The sequence below is a fragment of the Streptomyces sp. NPDC007901 genome (assembly GCF_042959465.1).
In the GTDB taxonomy this organism is placed as follows: Bacteria; Actinomycetota; Actinomycetes; order Streptomycetales; family Streptomycetaceae; genus Streptomyces.
Window position 1 is genome coordinate 110,778 of sequence record NZ_JBIBKW010000007.1, and the last position, 22,627, is coordinate 133,404.

Consider the following 22,627-nt stretch of genomic DNA (forward strand, 5'->3'; position numbering starts at 1 on the left):
CACGGCCCACGTCCCCGTACCTCTGAAGGAACAGCATGGACCCCAGACAGGAACTCGTCGCCTACCTGCACAGACAGCTCGTCGGTCCGGTGGGAGGCGATGAGGAGACGCTCGACGCCCCGCCGGACCGGCAGTACCTGATGGGCACCCTGTATCCCCAGGACGCCGACCTGCAGCGCCAGTTGGACCTGGATGGCGAGGAACCCGACGGCGCCGGTACGGAGCGGGCGGCCGAGGACACCGCTCCCGCCGCCGACCCCGTCCCGGAGTCGAACTCGTGGCTGCCCTCCTCGCTCGGCCTCAGCTTCTACACCGACGCCGCCACCGTGGAGATCCGCTGTTCCGGCGCCCGCTATCAGACCCGCTCCGGTACGGTCGAACGGGGCCGGAGCTGGCAGCGCATCCCGCTGCCAGCCGAGACGCACACCCTCGGCCCCGACCGCGACCAGGTCACCGTCCTCGACGCGCGTGGAGAACTTCGTGTCAGGCGACGCGCGTTCGGCGCCGGACAGCTGGTGACCGTGGCTCTGGTCAACGCGGCCCGGCACGAGCCGGCCATCGGCAAGGCCGCCCAGTGGGACCGCATGTTGTTCCAAGTGGAACTGGAAGTACGGCCCGTCGACGGCAGGGTGCTCCAGTACCCGAGCGTCCGCCTCGCCAGCCGCGACCCGGAGGAGCAGGAACTGCGCCTGCAGTACCGGCACGTGCGCACCCACGCCGTGGGACACGGCTGCGCGGTCGCGGAACAGTACGACGACGCGGGGGACCAGGTCACGGCGCTGCGCGCAGCCGTCATGCCGGAGGCCGAGGTCACCGGTGTACGGGCTGCGGGCCCCAGCGGCACGCCGGTGCTGAACCTCGGGCACCTTGCCGACCCCGACATCTCCGTCGACCAACTTCGTGAGGAGCTGTGGGAGTTCGCAGCGGAGTACCGTGCGTGGTACGTGGGGCAGCTGAACGCGGACATCCCCGAGTGGGGACGGGCCGCCGCTGATCGCGTCCTGGGCCGTGTCGCCGCCGCCGTCGCCCGCATCGAGTCCGGCGTGCGCACCCTCTGCGATCCGTCCCGGCCCGAGCTGCTGCGCGCCTTCCGTACCGCCAACCACGTCATGGCGCTCCAGATGCGCCACTCCGCCCCGGATCTGGCGGGGACGCGCCGGTCCCGCCGCGACGCCGTACCCCCGGATCCCGAACCGGCTCCCGACGCCTCCTGGCGCCCCTTCCAGCTGGCGTTCTTCCTGCTGGCCCTGGACGGAGTGGCCGACCCCCGGCACCGGGACCGGGCCGTCACCGACCTCATCTGGTTCCCGACCGGCGGTGGCAAGACCGAGGCGTACCTGCTGCTCGCGGCCTTCACGATGGCGCTGCGCAGGCGTGAACCCGACGGGGGCGGCACGGCGGTCCTCAGCCGCTACACCCTGAGCCTGCTCACCACCCAGCAGTTCCAGCGCGCGGCCACCACCGTGTGCGCCCTCGAAACGCTCCGTCGGGCGGACCCGGCCGGCTACGGCGAGGAGCCCTTCTCGATCGGCCTGTGGGTGGGTGAGACGACCACACCGAACACGTACGAAAAGGCCCGTGCGGCCTTCGACGACGTACGCGCCGCCGCCCGGCCCGACGACGTGTTCATCCTCGACCGCTGCCCCTGGTGCGGCACCCGCATCCTGCCCGCCCACAAGTCTCCGGACATCGGTGACTACGGCGTGCGCGCCGGAGCGGACTCCTTCGCCTTCTTCTGCCCGCGCGAGGAGTGCGTCTTCCACGACGAACTGCCCGTCGCCGTGGTGGACGAGCACCTGTACGACCGGCCGCCCACGTTCGTTCTGGGCACCGTCGACAAGTTCGCCCGACTGGCCTGGGAGCCCCGTGCCGGACGGCTGTTCGCGGCGGGCGGTACGCAGCTGCCGCCGTCCCTTGTCATCCAGGACGAACTGCACCTGCTCACCGGCCCTCTCGGCACCACGGTCGGCCTGTACGAGGCGGCCGTGCTGGGGCTGTGCACCCGGCCCGACGGCATCGGGCCCAAGATCGTGGCCTCGACGGCCACCATCCGCCGCTCGGGGGAACAGGTCCGTGCCCTCTACGGCGGTGGCGTCCAGCTCTTCCCACCCGCCGGGCTCGACGCCCGCCACTCGTACTTCGCCGAACCGGAGACCTCACGGCCCGGCCGCCGCTACCTCGGCGTCATGGCCCAGGGACACACGGCGGGCCGCGCCGCCGTCGCCGTCGCCGCCGCCATGCTGCAGGGCGCGTGGGAGCTGCCCGAGGAACACCGGGACGCCTACTGGACACTCGTCGCCTACCACCACAGCCTGCGTGAACTCGGCCGGACCGTCACCGCCGCGGCCGATGACATTCCCGCCCAGCTCGCCGGCCTTGGATCCGGCCTGGACACACGGAAGTTGACGGATCACCAGGTGCAGGAGCTGACCAGCAACCTGCCGCGTGCGGAACAGCCCGTGCTGCTCGACCGGCTCGAGAAGCGATGGGACCATCCGGAGTCGGTGTCCTTCCTGCCCTGCACCAACATGCTGTCCGTCGGCGTCGACGTGAAGCGACTGGCACTGATGCTCATGCAGGGACAGCCCAAGACGACGGCCGAGTACATCCAGGCCACCAGCCGTGTCGGCCGCCACGCGGTGCCCGGCCTCGTCATCACGTTCTTCAACGCCACCCGGCCGCGGGACCGTTCGCACTACGAGACGTTCGACGTGTACCACCGCTCGCTGTACCGGCACGTCGAACCGACCAGCGTCACTCCGTGGTCCGTACCCTCGCGCCGTCGTGCCCTGCACGCCGCCTTCGTCATCCTCGTCCGGCATCGCCTCGGCCTCGCTGCGGAGAACCAGGCGGGGGCGATACTGCACCACCTGCCCGAAGCGGAGGCCCTCGTGGCGGAACTGTCGGCGCGCGCCGAGGCCTGCGAACCCGCCGCGGGCGACGCCGTGCGCAAGGAACTGGCGAACCTCCTCGCCGACTGGGAGGAAGCCGCCCGCGCAGCGCGCAAGGACGGCCGGGAGCTGTTCTACCGCAGTCAGGGCAAGGGCCAGTCCAACCTCATCAAGAGCTTCGAGCAGCGATACGGCCTGTGGGAGACACCCAACTCGATGCGCAACGTCGACCGGGAGTGCCAGGTGATGGTGAAGGGAGCCGACCTGTGAGCCGCACACTGCGGGTACGCCAGTCCCAGACGGTGGTGCCCTTCGGGGTCGGAGCCGTCTTCGACATCCAGGGCGAGTCGTTCGTCGCCACCGGGATCGGCGACTGGCCGGGCCGGGGCAGGCAGCACGTCGACTCGCCCCGGCTGGCCTCCCGGCTCGGGGTGACCGGTTTCTTCGCCGCCCCGGCGACGGCCAACGACCGGTTCGACACGCCGGACGCGCCCGGGGCGCCGTACATCCGCTTCCCGTCCTGGCTCTTCTGCGGGGCCTGCCGACGTATGACCAGGTGGCGCATCGCGGACGAGAAACCCGGCCGTCCGCCGCGCTGCCCGTCCTGCTCGCCGGGGCGGGCCCTCGCGCCCATGCGGTTCGTGCAGATCTGCCCGGCCGGACACCTCAGCGACGTCGACTGGTGGTTCTGGGCCCACTCCCGGCAGGACGCGGGCGAGCGCCGGCAATGCGGCGACCGCGAAAAGCTGCGCTTCCTGGTCTCCGAACGCGCCTCCGGTCTCGAGGCGCTTTCCGTGGCCTGCGCCGCCAAGGACTGCGGAGCTGCCCGGGACCTGCTCGACATCCTCGGCACGCATGGCATGCGCTGCTCGGGACGCAACCCCTGGCAGCGGGCGAGCGAGGCCGTGGAGTGCGAGAAGCCGGTGCAGGTGGTGCAGCGCACCGCGGGAAACCTGTACTACCCAATCGTTCACTCGGCGCTCGACATCCCCGAGACCGACGCACCCGCCGTCACCGACGACGCGCTCGCCGCACGAGTGCGCGGACACGATCTGTGGGTGTCGCTGTGCCGAGGCGCCGACTCACCGAGGGCCCAGGTCTTCCGTTCGATGATCCAGGAGGACACCGGCGCCGACGACCAGCTCCTCGACACCCTCCTCGCCGAGGAGACGGGCAGGCCCGCGCCATCGTCCTCCGCTGGGACCGGTACTCCCGACCGGCCAGACTTGAGCCGGGAGGAATGGGCGGCCTTCACCGCTCCGACACCGCCGGCCACCCGCGACTTCGCGCTGCGCGAGACCACCCTCGGTCTCGCCGACGAGACCGCCGAACCCTGGGCGGGTCTCAGCCGCCGGTTCGGCCGGATCGTCCTCGCCGACCGGCTGCGCGAGGTGCGCGCCCTGTCGGGCTTCACCCGAGTTTCCCCGGACGCCACGATCGTCCCCGCGGACACCGCGCGGCGCCTGAGGTGGCTGCCCGCCGTCGAGGTCTTCGGAGAGGGCATCTTCCTCACCCTGGACAAGAACGAACTCGCCGCCTGGGAAGCGGACACCAGGGTCGGACGCCGGGTCTCCGGCATGCGAGCCGACCTCGACCGCTCCTTCCAGAAGGACCGTCTGGAAACCCTGACCGGACCGGAGCTGTCCCCGCGATTCGTGCTCCTGCACACCCTCGCGCACCTGCTGATCCGCCAGCTCTCCTTCGAATCCGGATACACGACCGCGAGCCTGCGTGAACGTGTCTACGCACGCCCTGAGCAGGATCAGTACGGCATCCTCGTGTACACGGCCGCCGGAGACGCGGAGGGAACCCTCGGCGGTCTCGTCCGGCAAGGTGAACCGCCCCGGCTCGCCGAGACCCTGCTCCGGATGACGGAGGCAGCGGCCTGGTGCTCGGCCGACCCCCTCTGCGCCGAGCACACCGGCCAGGGCTTCGACAACCTCAACCGCGCGGCCTGCCACGCCTGCGCGCTGCTCCCCGAGACCAGTTGCGAGACCGGAAACACCCTCCTCGACCGCGCCCTCGTCGTCGGTGGCGAACAGGTGCCCGGTTACCTGGAGTCCATCGTCACCGCGGCCCGCACCGCGGCCGCAGACGCCGTGGAGGAGATGTGACCGTCGCCTATCTCGACCTCACCCAGGAGCAGCGCTCCTGCCTCGATGATCTGCCCTTCGACGGCAACCACCTCATCAGCGGTCCGCCGGGAAGCGGCAAAAGCCTCCTGGCGGCCCAGCGAGCCGTCATGCTCGCCCTCACGGGAACGCCGGTGGTCCTGCTGACCTATTCCAACCTGCTGCACCAGTCACTGGCCGGAGCCGTCCACGCGCTGGGACCCGCGGACCGCAGCGTGCGGGTACGGACCGTGCACGCCTGGCTCACCGATTGGTATGGCGGGAAGCCGCCCGGCGGGCCGGACGGCTGGTTCGACTGGCCCGCCCTGTACGAGCGGGCCGCGGCGACCGACCCGCCGCCCGGACTCACCCTGGTCGTGGACGAGGGCCAGGACCTGCCACCGGAGTTCTACCGCCTGTGCCGACTGCTGGGGGCCCGTACGACGGTGTACGCGGACGAGTGCCAGCGGTTGACCGACACCAACTCCACACTGGCCGAGATCGCCGAGCGCCTGGGCCGCTGCGCGCATCACGAACTCGACGGCAATCACCGCAACACCCGGCAGATCGCCTCCTTCGCGGCTCACTTCCACACCGGAGCCGGCCTGCCTCCGGTCCCCGACCGGGACGGCCCGCCTGCACGGCTGCACCGCCTCCCGCAGCGTGGCGCCGCCGACCTGGTGATGCTGCTGGCCCAGCAGCATCCGCAGCACACCATCGGAGTGATAGTCCACTCCAAGCACACTCAGTTCTCCTTGCTCGGCACCCTGCAGAACAAGGCGCCCAAGCTCAAACCGCAGCTCTACACCTCCGATGCCTGGAAGGGAGGCCGCTACCACCGCCTGGACCTCGGCCGTCCCGGCGTCGTCCTGGTCCATCGAAGAAGCGCCAAGGGCCTTGGCTTCGACACCGTCGTCATCCCTGACACGCACACCGACGCCGCCACCGATCCCACCTCGGCCGCGCTACGCATGGAGTACTACGTCATGGCCACGCGAGCCCGACGCGAGCTGCATCTCGCGTACGAAGGCGACTCCGAGCCACCGCTGTTGGCACAGGTAGGGCCAAGCGAGTTGCTACGTGGCTGACGGATGTCGTGATCGGCGTTGCGTCGTGGGTAGAGAAGACATTGTTGCCAGCGGTTATACGCGTACTCGTGCCCGGGGTGCGGTTCGACCATGGTGATGAGGGCGTGGGCCGGCCGGACGCCGTACGGCCCCACGGCGGCGAGTTCCGCGTACACCTGACTGCGCGTGTCGTTCTCCGTGTGCGTCGAGTCCCCTGTCATGACTCCGGCCTAGCCGACTGGGCGTCAGGTTACGAGAGGGCGATCGAGTGGGTTGATGGTGTGAAGATATTGTTTAACTGGCAAGAAATTGACGGGCGTCACCGGCGCTGGCGAGAATGCGGATCACCTCGCTGTGACCAGAGCGAGTGCAGTGACGCGGGGTCGAGCCACGCCGTCTTCCGTTGGCCTGTGCACACCCCTCACGCACGTCCACCTCCCACACCTAGCTTCCGCAAGGGCACACCGTGACGCGCTTCTCACGCTCCAGAACGTCGGCCACCCTCGCCGCGACGGCCTTCCTCGCCGCCGCGCCCCTCGCCGGGGCCACGACCGCGAGCGCCACCACCGCGAGTGACTGCCAGACGGCCACCGTGCAGTACCGCATCGTCGACGCCGACGGAAACCCGGTCGGCGCCGACTGGACCTCCCAGGGCGGCTTCCACCAGTGGGACTCCGCCCCCGGCACGGTCGAGGTGCGTCTCGCCCCCGGGCAGAACGTCGGCGCCGGCTGCACGTACCCGGTGTCGCTGGCCGAGTACACCACCGAGGGCTCCAACTGGTACACCTCCGGCCACCAGACGCTCGTCGACCACGCCACGGTGTACCTCACCGCCGACGACGTCGCGGGCAGCGACGACGCCAAGCGGACCTGGCAGAAGCTGGCCGTGAAAAGCCCCGACTGCTACGGGCAGATCGACCTGTACGGCGACGACGTCGTCTACGACGGCAAGCCGGGGGACGGGCACGGCCCCGCACCCTACGAACCCGGCAACGTCGTCACCCCGTACCACCTCATAGCCGCCTGGAACGGCGGCGACAAGGCGTGCACCCCGGCCCAGCCGGAGTCCCCCACGCCCTCCGCGTCGACACCGGCCAGTCAGCCGCCCGCCCCGGAGACCTCCGCACCGGCCACCCCGACGCCCTCCACCCCCGCGTCCTCCACCCCGCCGGCCTCCTCCTCCACCCCGCCCACCACCTCCCACGTCCCCCCGATGAAGACGCCGCCGCCCACCACCCCGGCGCCCTCCCCCAGCACCAGCACCCCGCCGCTGGCCGAGACCGGCGCCAGTTCCTCGACGCCTCTGATCGCCGGCGGCGCCGCCCTGGTGATCGCGCTCGGCGCCGGCACGCTCTACGCCACCCGCCGGACCCGCAAGTCCTGAGCCTCTCCGTGAGGCCGTGAACATCCGCCGGCTCCGCCCCTCAGGGCGGAGCCGGCGCCGTTTCGGTCCGCCGCCCCGGCCCCCTTCCACCCTTCCGCGCCCGCCCCTACTCTGACGACCCGTCAGGCGGAGCGGAAGAGCCGGAGGTCATCGATGTCACTGCTCGCGGGCAAGACGGTCGTCGTCTCGGGGGTCGGCGCCGGGCTCGGGCACCAGGTCGCGGCGGCCGTCGTACGGGACGGCGGGAACGCCGTGCTGGGTGCGCGGACCGAGGCGAACCTCGCGAAGAGCGCGGCCGGGATCGATCCGGAGGGCGCCCGGACGGCGTACCGGGTCACCGACATCACCGACGAGGGACAGTGCGAGGCGCTGGCGGGGCTGGCGCGGGAGCGGTTCGGGGGTATCGACGCGGTGGTGCACGTGGCCGCCTGGGACTCCTACTTCGGCGGGGTCGAGGACGCGGACTTCGCGACCTGGGCGTCGGTGATCGACGTGAACCTGCTGGGGACGCTGCGGATGACCCGGGCGTGCCTGCCGGGGCTGAGGGCGGCGGGGGGCGGCTCGGTGGTCTTCATCGGGACGCAGTCGGCGGTCGCCGCGCCCTCGCAGGTGAAGCAGGCCGCGTACGGCGCCTCGAAGGGCGCGCTGACCAGCGCGATGTACTCGCTGGCGCGGGAGCTGGGGCCGTACCGGATCCGGGTCAACACCGTGCTGCCGGGCTGGATGTGGGGGCCGCCGGTGCAGGCGTACGTGCAGTTCACGGCGCACACGGAGGGGGTGCCGGAGGACGAGGTGCTGGGGCGGCTGACCGGGCGGATGGCGCTGCCGGAGCTGGCGACGGACGGGGACGTGGCGGACGCGGCGGTGTTCCTGGCCTCGGACCGGGCGCGGGCCATCACGGGCCAGTCGCTGCTGGTCAACGCGGGGGAGCTGATGCGCTGACCCAGCGGATCCAGCCACTCCGGCCGTTCATGTACATAAATCAAGGTCAGCAAGACGAACGATTTTACCGCCCCTTGACCATACGTCGGCTTGTCGTGCCCTCGTAAACGAACCCACGATGAGCGGGCACTTCGCGGCCTTCCCCGTCCTCGCTCCGCTTATGCGAAGTGCCAGCCAGCTGAGCGGAGTTCAGTAGGCGGACCCTGGAAGGGGGGCGCATGAACGGGCTCGACTGGGCCGTGCTCATCGGCTACTTCGGTGTGATGGTCGCGATCGGCGTCTGGTCGCACAAGCGCGTGGACAACGTCAGCGACTTCTTCACGGCCGGCGGAAAGATGCCCTGGTGGCTGTCCGGCATCTCGCACCACATGTCGGGCTACAGCGCGGTGATGTTCACCGGGTACGCGGGCATCGCCTACACCTACGGCGTGACCTCGTTCGTCACCTGGTCCTTCCCGATCGCCCTCGGCATCGCGGTCGGCTCCAAGCTCTTCGCCCCGCGCATCAACCGCCTCCGCTCACGCCTGCACGTGGCGTCCCCCCTCGAATACCTGAAGAACCGCTACGACCTGAAGACCCAGCAGGCGCTGGCCTGGTCCGGCATGCTGCTGAAGATCGTGGACGTGGGCGCGAAGTGGGCCGCGATCGCGACCCTGCTGTCGGTGTTCACGGGGGTGTCCCTGAACCAGGGCATCCTCATCACCGGCGCGATCACGGCGGTCTACTGCACGATCGGCGGCCTGTGGGCGGACGCGCTGACCGAACTCGGCCAGTTCGTCATCCAGTTGCTGGCCGGCGTGTCGATGTTCGTCGCCGTCGTCCTGAAGCTGAACGACAAGGGCATCGGCATCTTCGACGCCTTCGACCAGCCGGCCCTGCACGGCCACGGCAAGCCGCTGGTCGGCCCCTACGGAACCGTCTTCCTCCTGGCCTTCCTCTTCATCAAGCTCTTCGAGTACAACGGCGGCATGCTCAACCAGGCCCAGCGCTACATGGCGACGGGCAGCCCGCGCGAGGCCGAACGCTCGGCCCGCCTCTCCGCCGCCCTCTGGCTGGTCTGGCCGGTGGTCCTGTTCTTCCCCATGTGGATGTCCCCGCTCCTGGTGCACGCCCAGAAGCCGGACGGCTCCGACTCCTACGGCCTGATGACCGAACAGCTCCTCCCGCACGGCCTGCTGGGCCTGGTCATCGTCGGCTTCTTCTCCCACACGATGGCCATGTGCTCCTCCGACGCCAACGCGATCGCGGCCGTCTTCACCCGTGACGTGGCCCCGGTGATCTCGCGGCAGGCGCGGGCGTGGAACGAGCGCTCGGGCCTGATCGCGGCCCGCGTCACCACGGTCGTCTTCCTCGGCCTGTCCATGGCGGTGGCCACCCAGGTCAACTCCCCCGCCTTCAAGGACATCATCACCGTCGTCATCAAGTGGGTGGCCGGTCTGATGGGCCCGATCGCCATCCCGATGATGCTCGGCCTGCTCCGCCCGTTCCGCCGCTCCGGCCCGACCGCCGCCCTCACCAGCTGGGCGATGGGCCTGCTCGCCTTCTGGCTGGTCAACTACCCCATCAACTGGAACGTCGACGGCGGAGTCCCCCTCCAGTACCAGGTCTCGATCCCGCTGGCCGTCTCCCTGGTCCTCTACATCCTCATCGGCTTCCTGAAGCCCGAGGACAGCCCGGAACGCCTGGCCATCATCGAGACGGTCAACACGGACGGCGACAGCGCGTCGGCGGCGGTGCCGGTCCCGGCCCAGGCGGGCGGGGGCGGCGACGAGGTGCTGCGCGACTGACCGCGTCCCCGGCCGACGAGTGCGCCCCGTTCCACGCCGTCCGTGGAACCGGGCGCACAGCTCCATCATCCTGATTAATCCACTCATATCACTGGTGCGTCGCGACGGTGTCGGCCGGGGCGACTCCTTGCGGTGGCGTGCGCTGCCCGCGTACGGACCACAGAAGGAGTGAGTGTGAAGGCTTGCCACGGGATGAAGAGAAAGATGGCGCTCGGGGCCACGGTGCCGGCCGCGGTCGCCGCCGCGGCCGTCCCGGCGTCGGCCTCGACCGGCCCCGACGGCGGCCGGGGAAGCTCGGACCACTGGGGCGTCATCGCCCGCAACACGATCGGCTCCCCCGTCGCCGCCCTGCGGAGCGGCCCGTGAGTCTCCCCCTCCGTCGCCGTACCGCCCGAGGCCGCGAGGCCGTCCACTTCGGCAACGAGGTCGACTTCTACGGCGCCCCGGTGCCGGGTACTGCACGAGGTCGGTTTCCACGTCTTCCAGACCGGCGAGAACGTCTCCTACGGCGGAACCAGGAACCTGCCGAACATCAAGGCTGAGATCAACCCGAACCTCACCGCGAACCCCACCACGTACTCCTCGTTGGTGTGGAACCCGCCCGCCGTGCCGACGGTGAACCAGTGGAGCCCCTTCCTGGACGCCACCACGACCGGCACGTGGTACCTCACCGGCTCCGCCGGCACCACGACCGGCTGCAACCTGACCACCCAGTGCACCTTCCAGGCCGTGCTGGCCGCACTCGACGACGGCGGCGCGGAGCCGGTCATCTACACCGCCGGGGTGAGCAAGGGCCGCGACTTCCTGTGGGCCGGGGCCGTCGACGGCCTGCGGATCAACCGTCGCGTCCACGACTTCGAACCCGACGGGGTCAGAATCAGCCGAGCCCGCTGAGGACACGGGGACGCGGCCCCGGGCCGACTACCTCGGGTAGCGCGCCAGCCACCCCGGGGCCGCTCCGGCGGGGTTGTGCAGGGCCGGCCCCTGGGTCATCTCCATCGCGAAGTCGTCGGCCAGTTCCAGGATCGTCTGGCGGCCCTCCAGTTCGGCCACCCAGGCCGGCGGGAGGGCCGTCTCGCCGTGCAGGGCGCCCAGCAGGCCGCCGGTGAGGGCCCCGGCGACGGCCGAGGGGCCGGCCTGGTTCACGGCCAGACACAGCCCGTGCCGTACGTCCTCGCCGACCAGCGCGCAGTACACGGCCGCCGCCAGCATCCCGTCCGCCGCTCCGTCCCCGGTCAGCTCCTCCACCCGCCCCGGGGAGGGCATCCCCTGCCGCACGGCACCGAGCGCGTGCTGCAACGCGTCCGACACCGGCTGGTGTCCGGGCCGGGTGGCGAGCAGCGCCAGCGTCCGCTGCACGGCACCGTCCAGCGAGTCCCCCCGGGCCAGCGCGTGCACGATCACCGCGTACGCACCGGCCGACAGGCAGGCGGTGGGATGCCCGTGCGTCTGCGCCGCGCACTCCACCGCCAGCTGTACGACGAGCTGCGGCTCCCAGCCCACCAGCAGCCCGAACGGCGCGGACCGGGCGACGGCCTCCGCCCCCATGTCACCGGGGTTCTTCGGCGACTCCAGCGTCCCCATGTTCTCGTCCCCGAGCCCGAGCAGCAGCGACCGCGTCGGATCCCGCCTGGCGTACAGCCACTCCTCCCGCGCCAGCCACCCGTCGTCCTTGCGCCGCTCGTCGGGCCCCCAGTCCCGCTGGGTGGCCGCCCACCGCAGATACGCCCGGTGCAGGTCGGTGGGCGGATGCCAGGCCCCGGTGTCCCTCCGTACCTGGGCTCTTATCAAGCCGTCCACGGTGAAGAGGGTCAGCTGCGTGTGATGGGTCACGGTCCCGCGCCGCCCGTACCCGAACCCGAGATCGACCAGCCCTTCGGGCCCGTAGGCCGCCCGGATCTCCTCCAGCGTCAGCCCGTCGACGGGCCCGCCCAGCGCATCCCCCACGGCGCCACCGAGAAGAGTCCCTCGCACCCTGCTCCGGAAGTCCTGCTGCTCGGCCCGGCCCCAGACGGCACCCAACGTCGCACTCACCACCATGACCTCCCCACGGGCACCGTCCGTACATACGAGCGCTCAGCACTGTAATCGACCGGGAACGGTCCGTTCAGGGGACAGTTAGGTATGCGAAGTGTGGGTTGTGTGGCCCCGGGTGGGCGGCTTTCGGCCAGGTAGGACCGGTCAGGACGAGAAAGGGATCAGTCGTGTCACAGCCCGGTGCTGGGTCAGCGCCGGGAGCCGAGCGGGCCCGAGGCGTTCGACCGCCGTGCGCACAGCCGCCGGTGTGAGGTCCGGCACGGGGACCGGCGGTTCTGACGAGTCGGCCGTCACGCCTTCGGCAGGAAGCCGCGATCCCGCAGTTCCTGGAGGGCGGCGGCGATCTCGAACTCGCTGTCTCCGAGCTGCCGCGCCAGCGCCTGAACGCTCGTGGGAGCGCCCTCGGGCAGCATCCGGAGGTGGACGCCGACTCCGATCGCCATGAGGGACAGCCCTGGGCAGCGGGCGAGGCCGTCATGGCCTGCGAAGATGCGCGCCTTGGCCGTGGGCCGGTACGTGTACCTGTACGTCATCGGGCAATGCCTCTCCTCTCCTGTAGGGGTCGTAGCCGGTCAGGCCGCTCTCTCGGGCCGCGCCCTGCAGTCACGGCAGCGGCCGGGACCAGCCGCCCGGAACGCCCGCTCGCAGCCCTCGCAGTTCTGGAGCGGATCCGCCCGCGCCGGCGCGGGCGTGTCCCTCGAGGGCGGAGCCGGAAGAGCGGGTGGCAGTTGGCCGGCGAGGCGATGGGCCAGGAACGCCGCCGGGTGTTTGATCGGATCCCGGGGCAGGTCGGCCGTGAGGACGCGTACGACGGCTGTGGGCGGTACACCACGCTCCAGCCACTCCGAGACGGCCGGCGTCAGACGGTGTACGTCCCGTTCGCTGAGGAGCAGGCGGGAGTCGTGCGCACGGAGCCCGGCCAGCAGATCGGCGGCCTTGCGGGGCCCCGCGGTGCCCTCGGCGGGACAGGGGCCTTCGGCTTGGGCTCGGGGGCTCGGGCGGCTTCGACCACCGCACGGCGCGGACCCGTACTTCTCCAACTCGCGCAGGGCCGAGGCGATCCTGATCTCATGGTCGGCGTTTGTCGGGGTCATCCAGCACTGAGTCGGCCGCGCACCCGGTCCCGTACCTCCAGGGCCCACGTGAAGTCGGGGGCCAGCGCGATGGCCTGGTCGAGGTCGGCCAGGGCCTCCTCGGTGCGGCCCAGTTCGTGGAGGGACGCGCCCCGGCCGGCGAGGGCGGACGGGTAGTCGGGCAGCAGCGTGGTGGCCCGGGTGAGTTCGGTGACCGCGTCCGCGAAGCGGCCCGCGCGCCGGTAGGCGTCACCGCGTTCGGAGGCGATCCAGGCCGAGTCGGGGGCGCGTCGGGCCGCCTCGTCGAGGTCGGCGAAGGCCTCGGCCCACTCGCCTCGGGCGCCGCGCAGCCGTGACCTGCGCACCCGCGCCCACAGGTGCCCCGGGTTGAGGCTCAGCGCATGGTCGAAGTCGCCGAGGGCCTCGTCGTACCGCTCCAGGGCATGCCGGCACACGCCCCGGCCGGCGAGGGCGTGGGCGTCGGACGGGTCCAGGGCGACGGCCCGGTCGAAGTCGGCGACCGCCTCGGTGAACCGGTGCGCCAGCCGGTGGGTCTCGCCCCGGGCGCCGATGAACAGCGCGGTGTCGGGGGCGAGTTCGTCGGCACGGTCCAGGTCGGCGAGGGCGCCGTCGAGGTCGTCCAGGGCCCGGCGGCACAGGCCACGGCCGTAGTGGGCCATCGGCCGGTCCGGGTCCAGTTCGATCGCGCGGTCGTACTCGGTCAGGGAGCGGTGGAAGTCTCCGGTGTCGCGGAGTTCCCGGCCCCGGACGACATGGGCCAGTGCCCGGCCGTCGCTGTCCAGGCCGGGCCAGGCGAGGAGCTGGTCCATGGCCCCGGTCACCCCGTCGGCGAGGGCCTGGCTCAGGCGCCGGCCCCAGTCCCGCACGGCCGGGGCGTCGGCGGTGACACCCGCCTCCGCCACGGTGACCGCCCAGCGGCGGCCGACCGCCGGATCCGCGACGCAGGCCAGCAGGACGGTGTTCAGCGCACCTGGCAGAGCGGTCCCCGGCCGGGCGCACAGCCGGTGGTACGTCTCCTCCAGCAGGAGCCGGCGCCAGGGCTCGTGGTCCCATTCGGTGCCGGGGCGCAGGCCGTTCGCGGCCTCCTCGCGCCAGCCGCCGTAGGCCTCCGCGAGCTTCTCGTGCTCCCGTGTCCAGCCGCGTGGCGAGTGCCGTCGGCGCAGCCGGAGCATGGCGTCGCGGACCAGGTCGTGGTAGGTCAGCCGGTCGGGGCGCTCGGTGACGAACGGCAGGCCGCGCAGCCAGTCGAAGAGCGCGTCGGCGTCCTCCGCGGGGCAGTCCACGGCGGTCCGGAAGACATCCAGGTCGAGGCGCCGGGGCAGCGCGCAGGCGAGGGCCACGGACCGGCGGGCCGGGTCGGGCTCCCATTTCAGGAAGCGTTCCACGGCGGTGGCGCTGGGGTCGCCCACGTCGTCCGGGTCGGTGGGACGCTGTTCGGCCAGGGCGGTGACGAGCACGGGCAGGCCGCCCGTCAGGCGCAGCACCTCGGCGACCACCGGCTCGTCCCGCACCCCCTTGTCCGCGAGCAGGCCCCGGGCCTCCGCCTCCGTGAAGGGGCCGAGCGGCAGGTCGGTTCTGAAGTCGGCGAAGCTGCCCCAGCGGGCCGTGTCGAAGGGGTGCTGGCCGGAGGTGACCACGACGACGTTGGCGGGGAGGGCGCCGTACCGGTCGGTGGTCATCACGTCGTGCAGCCAGGGGTCGAGGAACGGGCCGGTGCGCTCGTAGGTGTCGAGGAGGAGGACGATCCAGGGGGCGGTGTCGGCCGCGCCGGCCAGTTCGCCGAGCAGCACCGGGGTCAGCACTTGCTCCGGGGACAGCACCAGTTGGGCGTCCGCCTGGCTGCGGAAGCGGGCCCGGAGCCGGTCGGTGCCCTGAGCGAGGCGGTCCGGGTCCAGGGCGACCGCGAAGGCACCGGCCACCGGCACCATCCCCAGCCCCACCTGCGCCGCCCGTGCCACGGCCAGGCTCCCCGCCGACGGCCCCTCCCGGTCCGCCGGTCCGCCCATCGCCAGGGCGGCCTCCGCCTCGTGCCGCCGCTCCCGGTGCGCGGCCAGCAGCCGCTCCAGCTCCTTGAACCGCCGTCCCTGCGCGGCGAACTGCCGGGCCAGCACCGCCAGCGCCTCGGGCACACCGGCCACGCCCTCGTCTACGTACCCGGTCAGCGCCCCGGCCTCCCGGGCGATCTGCTCCAACTCCCGTACCAGACGGGTCTTCCCGACACCGGCGTCCCCGTGCACATGGAAGAGGAAGCGATGCCGCTCGTCCTCGGGCGCCAGGTCGAGGTTCCGCCGGAACGCCGCCCGCTCCTCGACCCGGCCGACGAATCCGGCCCTCCGCCGCCGCGCGATCAGCTCCTGCATCGACGGCCGCGTCGACCCCATCAGCTGCACCCCCGTAGCCGGTCCGTGCCAAGTCTGGCAGAGGCCCCGGCATCCGGCCCGTCGCCCCTGCGATCGACTTCGGAATACGTTCCGAAGTACCGTTGGGTCATGTCCACTCCCACGGTCGCCTTCTCCGAACTCTCGAAGAACTCGAAGCGGGTCGCGGAGACCCTCGACCGGGCCCAGCGAGTGCACATCACCCGCAGGGACGGCGAGGATCTCTATCTGACGACGGCCCGTCACGACCAGCAGCGCGAGGAGACCGCGGACATCACGGCCCGCCTTCTCGCCGCGCTGGTACGCAGCGACACCGGCGAGCGAGCCATACAGCGCGCGCTCCCGTCCGTCTTCCCGTGGGTCCGCCATCTGTCGGTGGACGAGCTGAAGCAGTTCGTGGCGGAGCTCATCGACGCCACCTACGACGCGGCCCAGCTCGACGTCCACACCAACCTGCACCGGGTCGTCGTCGAATGGCATGCGACGGCCCGCATCCTCGCCGACCCCGAGCTCACCGCCCAGCTCACCCGTCGGCTGCCGGACGAGGACCATGGCGAGGTGACCTCCCCGTGACTCCCAAGCGCGGTGACGACACCGCCCCACCGCCGGTGGGCGACGAATGGCGGCTGCGCTTCGCGACGAACGAAGCGGCGAAAGGCTGGGGCGAGCTGGGCGCGGAGGCACCGGGGAACACGCGACGCTGCTTCGAGGCCCTGCGGAGCAACCCCGAGTCCTGGGCGGACCCCGACCGGCAGCACCGGCTGCGGGGCCGGCCGTCCTCGGGCAACCTCGGCGGTCGCGAGTACCCGCAGTGGGAGTACGAGGTGACGGCAGGCGGTCGCGTGCGCCACCTCGTCGACGAGGCGCGCCGCACCGTCCATCTCGTGTACGCGTCCACCCGCCACCCCAAGGACACCGAATAGTCCCGCGCTTTTGGAACTCCCCCGCTTCCACGTCGGTTTCGGAGCATCGCCGGCCGGGGCCCTGGGCGGCCGACACCTGACATGCTGCCCCCATGCCGATACCGCCCCCGCACCCCGACGTATCCGCCGAGGCACTCCGTCCGTCCGTCAACGGCCTGCGGCTGCGGGCGCGTCGGGTGAGCCGGGAGGTTCGTGGGGCGGGGCGGGTGCTGAACGACGTGTCCGTGGAGGTCGTTCCGGGGCGGGTGACGGCGATCGCCGGGAGCAGCGGGGCGGGCAAGACCGTGCTGTTGCAGACGCTGGCGGGGCTGGTCGCGCCGACCGGGGGCGAGGTGCTGCACGACGGGGCGCGGCCCGGGCCGCCGGGGCCGGAGTTCGGGTTCGTGCCGCAGGAGGACATCATCCACCGCGAACTGCCGCTGCGCCGCACGCTGGTGTACGCGGCGGGGCTGCGGATGGAGCCGGGGACGTCCGCCGGGGAGGTGCTCGACGCCGTCGACCGGGTGCTGGAGACGCTCGGGCTGGCGGAGCGGGCGGAGACTCCGGTGCGGGCGCTGAGCGGCGGGGAGCGCAAACGGGCCGGTATCGCCGTGGAGTTGCTCACCCGGCCCCGGGTGCTCTTCCTCGACGAACCGACGTCCGGGCTGGACCCGGTCACCGGCGCGGCCCTGCTGCGCACCCTGCGGACGCTGGCCGAGGACGGCACCACGGTCGTGCTGACCACGCATGTGCTCGCCGACCTGCTCCGCGCCGATCAGGTCGTGTTCCTCTCCACGGGTGGCGAGGTCGCGTACGCGGGTGAACCGGGCACGCTGTGCCAGGCGTTCGGGGTCGGCACGGTGGAGGAGGTGTACGAGGCGGTGGCGGGCGGTGCGCGCGCCGAGCGGGTCGTGCCCGAGGACGACGCCGGCCGTCCGGACGGTCCGGCACCGGCCGTGCGGCCGCAGCGTGTCGGTGCCGTGCGGCAGTGGGCGCTGCTGACCCGGCGCGGTACCGCGCTGCTGCTGCACAACCGGCTCTCGGTGGCCGTCCTGGCGGGTTCGCCGGTGATGATCGTGGCGATGTTCGCGGTGCTGTTCCGGGCGGGCGCGTTCGATCCGGCGGCGCCGGATCCGGGCTCCACCGCGATGATCATGTTCTGGATCGCGTTCGGGGCGTTCTTCTTCGGGCTGACGTACGGCCTGCTGCAGATCTGCACCGAGCTGCCGGTCCTGCGCCGGGAGTGGCTCGCGGGGCTGCGGATCGGGCCGTACGTCGCCTCGAAGCTGACGACGATGCTGCCGGTGCTGGCGGTCGCGGACGCCTTGCTGCTGGTGGTGCTGCGCGCCCTTGACCGGCTGCCCGCGGCGGGCTGGGACACGTACGGATCGCTGTTCGCGTCGAGCGTGCTGGCCTCGGCCGCCGCCCTCGCGCTGGGGCTGCTCGCGTCGGCGGCGGTGTCGGAGCCGGGGCAGGCGACGCTGATGCTGCCGCTGCTCTGCTTCCCCCAGGTGCTGTTCTCGGGCGCCTTCGTGCCGGTGCCCCGGATGACGCCGGCCGGGAAGGCGATCAGCTGGGCGATGACCAACCGCTGGGCGTTCGAGGCGCTGGGCAGCGGGGTGGGGCTGGAGTCGCTGTGGCGGGCGGGCGGCTCACCGGCGGGGCCGCCGCTGCTGGCGTCGTACGGGGACTCGTTCGGGCATCCGGCGAGCCGCGGGTGGCTGGTCCTGGCGGGCTTCGCGCTGGTGTTCCTGGCCTGGACGTGGGTGGTGCTGGTGCGCAAGTGCCGGGACGGCGTGGCGCGGGACCGGGCGGGGCGGTGAGCCCGGTGGGGTGACGCGGGGGGGGTGACGCGAGGGGCTCAGCAGCCCTCCCGTGCGGCCAGTCCGGTCACGCCCGGCACCCGGTCGCGGTAGGTCTCGGTCACGAACGTCAGGAACGTGTCGATGTCCTCGGGCTGGGACGAGACGCCCAGGGAGACGCGGACGGCACCCGCCGAGGGCAGGCCCAGCAGCTCCAAGTAGTCCTCCAGCGAGCCGAGTTTGCGGCGGGCCGCCGAGCGCAGCCGGGTCAGCGGCAGGGCGAACGCCTCCTCTCCGGCGCCCGGATTGCAGAAGCAGCCGGTGCGCAGGGAGATGCCCCGGGCGGCACTGTCGCGGGTGACGACGCGTTCGTCGACGATCCGGCCGTCCGCGCCGAGCACGTTCAGCGCGACCGTGCCGCCGCGGGCCGCGTCGGCACGGTCGGGGCCGTACACCCGGATCAGCGGGGAGCCGTCGCTGTGCCGCACGGTCCGTAAGCCGGTGAGGAGCCGGTCGGTGAGGCCGGTGACATGGGCGTGGATGCGGTCCATGCCGATGCCGTCGATCCAGGCGAGTGCGGCGGTCACGTCCGGCAGGGACAGGAAGTTGACCGTGCCGTCCTCGAAGGCTGCCTCGTCGGCGGCGAGGACGTGCCACTGGGCGCGGGCGCTGACGGCGTAGATGGTGCCGCCCGAGAACCAGGGGCGGCGCAGCTTGGCGAGGGCCGCGCGGCGGGCGATCAGGCTGCCGACGCCGGTGGGGTGGCCGAAGACCTTGTACCAGCTGACAGCCGTGAAGTCCGGGTGGTGGCGGCTCAGGTCCAGGACGTTGGTCGGTGCGAAGGCGGCCGCGTCGAGCAGGACGTCGTAGCCCTGCGCCTGGGCGGTGGCGATCCAGTCCAGGGAGTGCTGGACGCCGGTGAAGTTGCTCTGCGCGGGGTAGGCGAGCAGGCCGCCGGTCCGCCGGCGCAGCCGGGGCGGGGCCAGGGCTGCGCGCAGCCGGCCCTCGTCGAGGTGGAGGCCGGGCACGTACAGGGTGCTGGCTCCGCGGGCCCGGGCGTACTCCCGCAGGCCGTTGACCGAGTTGTGGTTGTCGAGCGACATCACGAGCCTGCCGCCGCGGGTGAACGGGTACGCCTCGCCGACCAGGCGCAGGGCGCCGGTCGCGTTGGGGGTGAAGATCACGGCGTACTCGTCGGGGTCCGCGTTGAAGTGCCGGAGCACCGCCCGGCGGGCCTCGGCCAGCAGCAGGCCGGAGGCGCGGGAGGCCGGGCTCTCGGAGTGCGGGTTGCCGAACAGTCCGCCGGTGATCCGCCGGGCGCTGCCCGTGACGAGGGAGCGCGGGGGGAGTCCGGCGCCGGTGTGGTCGAGGTAGGTGTGCCCGCCCTCGTCGAGGTAGCCGAACTCCCGGGCTCTCAACTCCGCGAAACCGTCGGGCTCTTCGGTTCCTCCGCCGGGTATGTGTCCGGTGGCGTCCGCCGTGTCCATGAGACCCCCTTCGCATGAAACTTCGACCAAGGTACCGGCGTACGAGGGCCGCACCGCCGCGGCGCGACGCGAGGGATGCGAACGGCGGAGAGCGGGAAGGACCGTGACATGTCCACCTCCCACGCGCCTCGTGCGCTCCCGCTCGCCGCTGCCGTGCTCACCGGCACGGTGGCTCTCTACATCGCCCTCGTCGCCCTCGGGAACATCACCGACTTCGGCACCAACCAGGCCTTCGTCCAGCATGTTCTGGCCATGGACACCACGTTCAAGGACGACGACCTGATGTGGCGGGCCATCACGAACAAGGGGCTCGAGAACACCGCCTACGTCGCGATCATCGTCTGGGAGACCGTCGCCGCGCTCGTGCTGATCGCCGGGACGGTGCTGTGGTTCCGGCGCGACCACGCGCGGGCGCGCCGACTCTCCACCTACGGACTGCTGATGCTCGTGCTGCTCTTCGGCGCCGGGTTCATCGCCGTCGGCGGCGAGTGGTTCGCCATGTGGCAGTCGAAGACCTGGAACGGGCTCGACGCCGCGACCCGGGTGCTGGTGCTCACCGGGGTCGCGCTCGTCGTCGTACAGCTGAGCCCTTCGGATCAGGACGGGTAGGGCACGGTCTCGCGGCCGGTGCGCAACGTCCGTGCCCACCAGGCCAGTTGGTCCAGCACCGTCTTCGCGTGCCCCTCCGTCCCGGGGTCGAGCGGGCGGCCGTCCTGCCACGCGGTGAAGTAGTTCGGGAAGGCCAGGCCGTCCCGGACGGTCACCGCGTGCAGCTCGGTGAGCACGTTCTCCAGATGCAGCACCGCGTGCCGTCCGCCCGCCGCCCCGCCGTAGCTGACGAAGGCGACCGGCTTGGCCGTCCACTGGTCGAAGTGCCAGTCGACGGCGGCCTTCAGCGACGCCGGATAGCTGTGGTTGTACTCCGGGGTGACGACGACGAACGCGTCCGCCGACGCCAGCGCCGCCGTCAGGCCCGCCATACCGGACGGGCGGGGGTAGGCGTCGCCCGCGTACTTCGGTGACTGGGCCGGGAGCGTCAACGGGATGTCGTACGCCGCCAGGTCGACGATCTCCACGTCGAACGCGCCGTGCGCGCCCGCCTGTTCGGCGACCCACCGTGCCACCACCGGGCCGAAACGGCCCTCCCGGACGCTTCCCACCAGAATCACGAGCCTGTACCTGTTGTCATCCATACCGCCCACGATCGGATCACTGCCGGCCGCCGAGCCAGACCGGGCCCAGGCTGGCCCCGGCAGGGCCACGCTGCGTCGGGCCGGGCCTCGTGCGGCGTGCCTATCCTCGACGGCATGGGGACACCACTGGGGGACTTCGTCCGGGCGAAGCGGGACAGCATCCAGCCGGAGGCGCTCGGGCTGCCGGAGCGCGGCCGGCGCCGGTCGCCGGGGCTGCGGCGGCTCGACCTGGCGGGCCGGGCCGGGATCAGCGTCGAGTACCTGACCCGGATCGAGCAGGGCCGGGACCGCCGTCCGTCGGTGGCCGTCCTCAACGCCCTCGCCGACGCCCTCAGCCTCGGTCCCGCGGAACGTGCCCATCTGCGCTACCTCGCGAAGATCACCGGCGGTGAGTGCGTCACGCACCCGCGGCCGGCGCCGCCGCCGCGCGCGGTCCGCCCGGCCGTCCTGGAGAGCCTGCGCCTGCTCGAACCCGGCCTCGCCCTCGTCACCAACCGGCTCGGCGACATCCTCGCCCGCACGAGGTCGTACGAGGCCGTGATGGGCGCGACCGGGCTCCTGGACGCCGAGGTCCCCAATCTCACCCGGTACGTCTTCACCGACGCCCGCGCCCGGGACCTCTTCGCCGACTGGGACACCGTCGCCGACGAGCAGGCCTTCGACCTGTGGCTCGGGCCCTCCGCCGACAGCAGCGAGTGGTTCACGGCGGAACTCGCGCCGTCCGCCGGGACCGACTTCACCCGCCGGATGAACCGGCATGTGGTCCCGGCCCGCGGGGTCCTGCGGCTGCGGCACCCCTCGGGCGCCGCGCTCCGCCTGCGGCGCGTGACGTTCGACCTCACCGAGGAGGCCCAGCAGCTGGTCGTGCTGCTGCCGGCCGACGAGGAGACGGCCGCGGCCGTCGAGCGGCTGCGGCGGGCCCGGCGGCACCAGCGGGCTCAGCAGGCTCAGCCGCTGCGCGTCATCTCGTCCACGGCTACTTGACCACGGTCACCTTGGTGTCCGGCTCCGTGCCGAACGTCCACAGCGCCGCCCCGTCCGCCTTGTGCATGCGGATGCCACTGGTCTGCTTGCCGGCGGCGGGCGGCGGGGAGGAGCCGTCGACCGCGTTGGAGAAGGCGATCGACAGGCCGGACTTGGACGCGAAGTAGAGGATGTGCTCGATCTGGACGCCGTCCGAGCCCGTCGTGGACGCCAGGGTCCCCGAGATCGTGTAGGTGCCGGGGTCGGGGCTCACCGTCCCCGGCCACACCGTGAACGTGCGGGTCGCCTTGTCGGCGGCGTCGACCGTCCACACCCGCTTGGCGCCGAGCGAGTAGACGACCCGGCGGCCGGTGCCGGAGGCCGCCGGTACGGCGGGGGCCTTCGCCGGTGTCGGCGACGCGGAGGGGTGGGCGCCCGCCGACGCGCTCGCCGACGGGCGGACCGCCGCGGCCGTGGGGTGCGGCCCCTTGTCGGCCTGGAGGGCGAGGAAGACGACGGCGACCGTCGCCCCGGCCGTCAGGCCGGTGACCCAGACCCAGGAGGGCAGCAGTCGGGCAGCCACGGGTTC

At 72.2% G+C, this 22,627-nt stretch carries 20 protein-coding genes; 13 read left to right on the plus strand and 7 right to left on the minus strand.

Annotated features, from left to right (window positions below; translation table 11 throughout):
• Nucleotides 1-35: 35 nt before the first annotated feature.
• From ACFZDK_RS23380 to ACFZDK_RS23415, 8 genes are all read left to right on the plus strand, one after another.
• Complete coding sequence (locus tag ACFZDK_RS23380) at nt 36-3,161, plus strand: helicase-related protein (RefSeq protein WP_390975213.1); 3,126 nt, start codon at nt 36-38, stop codon at nt 3,159-3,161.
• The gene (gene drmB, locus ACFZDK_RS23385) at nt 3,158-5,005 is read left to right on the plus strand and encodes a DrmB family protein (protein WP_390975215.1); all 1,848 of its coding nucleotides are present in this window, start codon (nt 3,158-3,160) and stop codon (nt 5,003-5,005) included. The genes ACFZDK_RS23380 and drmB overlap by 4 nt, the downstream gene beginning before the upstream one ends.
• Entirely contained in the window at nt 5,002-6,090 is a 1,089-nt protein-coding gene (locus ACFZDK_RS23390; protein ID WP_390975217.1) for a DNA helicase, read from the plus strand. The genes drmB and ACFZDK_RS23390 overlap by 4 nt, the downstream gene beginning before the upstream one ends.
• Nucleotides 6,091-6,535: 445 nt before the next feature.
• Nucleotides 6,536-7,453 (plus strand): LAETG motif-containing sortase-dependent surface protein, encoded by a 918-nt coding sequence (locus tag ACFZDK_RS23395; protein WP_390975218.1) that lies wholly within the window; start codon nt 6,536-6,538, stop codon nt 7,451-7,453.
• 153 nt (nt 7,454-7,606) lie between these two features.
• Nucleotides 7,607-8,395, plus strand: a complete 789-nt coding sequence (locus ACFZDK_RS23400) for an SDR family oxidoreductase (RefSeq protein WP_390975220.1) — start codon at nt 7,607-7,609, stop codon at nt 8,393-8,395.
• 218 nt (nt 8,396-8,613) lie between these two features.
• Nucleotides 8,614-10,182, plus strand: coding sequence for a sodium:solute symporter family protein (locus ACFZDK_RS23405; protein WP_390975222.1), 1,569 nt, complete (start codon nt 8,614-8,616; stop codon nt 10,180-10,182).
• Nucleotides 10,183-10,374: 192 nt separating this feature from the next.
• Nucleotides 10,375-10,548 (plus strand): hypothetical protein, encoded by a 174-nt coding sequence (locus ACFZDK_RS23410; RefSeq protein WP_390975224.1) that lies wholly within the window; start codon nt 10,375-10,377, stop codon nt 10,546-10,548.
• A 240-nt stretch (nt 10,549-10,788) separates the two neighbouring features.
• Nucleotides 10,789-11,076: a hypothetical protein gene (locus ACFZDK_RS23415; protein ID WP_390975226.1), complete on the plus strand. Its 288-nt coding sequence runs from the start codon at nt 10,789-10,791 to the stop codon at nt 11,074-11,076.
• 27 nt (nt 11,077-11,103) lie between these two features.
• Here the strand turns inward: ACFZDK_RS23415 and ACFZDK_RS23420 are convergent, their stop codons facing one another.
• From ACFZDK_RS23420 to ACFZDK_RS23435, 4 genes are all read right to left on the minus strand, one after another.
• On the minus strand, nt 11,104-12,216 hold the full coding sequence (locus ACFZDK_RS23420; protein WP_390975228.1) for an ADP-ribosylglycohydrolase family protein: 1,113 nt from the start codon (nt 12,214-12,216) through the stop codon (nt 11,104-11,106).
• Nucleotides 12,217-12,509: 293 nt separating this feature from the next.
• Entirely contained in the window at nt 12,510-12,752 is a 243-nt protein-coding gene (locus ACFZDK_RS23425; RefSeq protein ID WP_390975229.1) for a hypothetical protein, read from the minus strand.
• 39 nt (nt 12,753-12,791) lie between these two features.
• Entirely contained in the window at nt 12,792-13,313 is a 522-nt protein-coding gene (locus ACFZDK_RS23430) for a hypothetical protein (protein WP_390975231.1), read from the minus strand.
• Nucleotides 13,310-15,694, minus strand: a complete 2,385-nt coding sequence (locus tag ACFZDK_RS23435) for a tetratricopeptide repeat protein (RefSeq protein WP_390975233.1) — start codon at nt 15,692-15,694, stop codon at nt 13,310-13,312. The genes ACFZDK_RS23430 and ACFZDK_RS23435 overlap by 4 nt, the downstream gene beginning before the upstream one ends.
• A gap of 108 nt (nt 15,695-15,802) precedes the next feature.
• On the opposite strand from ACFZDK_RS23435, the gene ACFZDK_RS23440 reads away from it, so the two are divergent.
• From ACFZDK_RS23440 to ACFZDK_RS23450, 3 genes are all read left to right on the plus strand, one after another.
• A complete protein-coding gene (locus tag ACFZDK_RS23440; protein WP_390975234.1) occupies nt 15,803-16,264 on the plus strand; it encodes a prevent-host-death family protein in 462 nt (153 codons plus the stop codon).
• Complete coding sequence (locus ACFZDK_RS23445) at nt 16,261-16,614, plus strand: hypothetical protein (RefSeq protein WP_390975236.1); 354 nt, start codon at nt 16,261-16,263, stop codon at nt 16,612-16,614. Before ACFZDK_RS23440 ends, ACFZDK_RS23445 begins: the two co-directional genes overlap by 4 nt.
• Nucleotides 16,615-16,706: 92 nt before the next feature.
• Nucleotides 16,707-18,416: an ATP-binding cassette domain-containing protein gene (locus ACFZDK_RS23450; protein ID WP_390975238.1), complete on the plus strand. Its 1,710-nt coding sequence runs from the start codon at nt 16,707-16,709 to the stop codon at nt 18,414-18,416.
• 38 nt (nt 18,417-18,454) lie between these two features.
• Here the strand turns inward: ACFZDK_RS23450 and ACFZDK_RS23455 are convergent, their stop codons facing one another.
• A complete protein-coding gene (locus tag ACFZDK_RS23455; RefSeq protein WP_390975239.1) occupies nt 18,455-19,882 on the minus strand; it encodes an aminotransferase class V-fold PLP-dependent enzyme in 1,428 nt (475 codons plus the stop codon).
• Between the two features lie 108 nt (nt 19,883-19,990).
• On the opposite strand from ACFZDK_RS23455, the gene ACFZDK_RS23460 reads away from it, so the two are divergent.
• Entirely contained in the window at nt 19,991-20,491 is a 501-nt protein-coding gene (locus ACFZDK_RS23460) for a DUF2165 family protein (RefSeq protein WP_390975240.1), read from the plus strand.
• On the opposite strand, the gene ACFZDK_RS23465 is transcribed toward ACFZDK_RS23460, so the two are convergent.
• Nucleotides 20,479-21,075 carry an NAD(P)H-dependent oxidoreductase gene (locus ACFZDK_RS23465; RefSeq protein WP_390975241.1) on the minus strand — a complete coding sequence of 199 codons (597 nt, stop codon included), beginning with the start codon at nt 21,073-21,075 and terminating at the stop codon, nt 20,479-20,481. The two genes, ACFZDK_RS23460 and ACFZDK_RS23465, sit on opposite strands and share 13 nt — an antisense overlap.
• Nucleotides 21,076-21,189: 114 nt before the next feature.
• On the opposite strand from ACFZDK_RS23465, the gene ACFZDK_RS23470 reads away from it, so the two are divergent.
• Nucleotides 21,190-22,059, plus strand: a complete 870-nt coding sequence (locus tag ACFZDK_RS23470; protein ID WP_390975242.1) for a helix-turn-helix domain-containing protein — start codon at nt 21,190-21,192, stop codon at nt 22,057-22,059.
• Here the strand turns inward: ACFZDK_RS23470 and ACFZDK_RS23475 are convergent.
• Entirely contained in the window at nt 22,052-22,621 is a 570-nt protein-coding gene (locus ACFZDK_RS23475) for a hypothetical protein (protein WP_390975243.1), read from the minus strand. The two genes, ACFZDK_RS23470 and ACFZDK_RS23475, sit on opposite strands and share 8 nt — an antisense overlap.
• Nucleotides 22,622-22,627 lie beyond the last annotated feature (6 nt).

What these genes read in the sequence shown, in the direction of transcription:
- ACFZDK_RS23440 (WP_390975234.1), top strand. Translation starts at nt 15,803, where the DNA reads ATGTCCACTCCCACGGTCGCCTTCTCCGAACTCTCGAAGAACTCGAAG.
- ACFZDK_RS23425 (WP_390975229.1), bottom strand. Translation starts at nt 12,752, where the DNA reads ATGACGTACAGGTACACGTACCGGCCCACGGCCAAGGCGCGCATCTTC.
- ACFZDK_RS23400 (WP_390975220.1), top strand. Translation starts at nt 7,607, where the DNA reads ATGTCACTGCTCGCGGGCAAGACGGTCGTCGTCTCGGGGGTCGGCGCC.
- ACFZDK_RS23435 (WP_390975233.1), bottom strand. Translation starts at nt 15,694, where the DNA reads ATGGGGTCGACGCGGCCGTCGATGCAGGAGCTGATCGCGCGGCGGCGG.
- ACFZDK_RS23410 (WP_390975224.1), top strand. Translation starts at nt 10,375, where the DNA reads ATGAAGAGAAAGATGGCGCTCGGGGCCACGGTGCCGGCCGCGGTCGCC.
- ACFZDK_RS23460 (WP_390975240.1), top strand. Translation starts at nt 19,991, where the DNA reads ATGTCCACCTCCCACGCGCCTCGTGCGCTCCCGCTCGCCGCTGCCGTG.
- ACFZDK_RS23405 (WP_390975222.1), top strand. Translation starts at nt 8,614, where the DNA reads ATGAACGGGCTCGACTGGGCCGTGCTCATCGGCTACTTCGGTGTGATG.
- ACFZDK_RS23465 (WP_390975241.1), bottom strand. Translation starts at nt 21,075, where the DNA reads ATGGATGACAACAGGTACAGGCTCGTGATTCTGGTGGGAAGCGTCCGG.
- ACFZDK_RS23380 (WP_390975213.1), top strand. Translation starts at nt 36, where the DNA reads ATGGACCCCAGACAGGAACTCGTCGCCTACCTGCACAGACAGCTCGTC.
- ACFZDK_RS23455 (WP_390975239.1), bottom strand. Translation starts at nt 19,882, where the DNA reads ATGGACACGGCGGACGCCACCGGACACATACCCGGCGGAGGAACCGAA.
- ACFZDK_RS23450 (WP_390975238.1), top strand. Translation starts at nt 16,707, where the DNA reads ATGCCGATACCGCCCCCGCACCCCGACGTATCCGCCGAGGCACTCCGT.
- ACFZDK_RS23430 (WP_390975231.1), bottom strand. Translation starts at nt 13,313, where the DNA reads ATGACCCCGACAAACGCCGACCATGAGATCAGGATCGCCTCGGCCCTG.
- ACFZDK_RS23470 (WP_390975242.1), top strand. Translation starts at nt 21,190, where the DNA reads ATGGGGACACCACTGGGGGACTTCGTCCGGGCGAAGCGGGACAGCATC.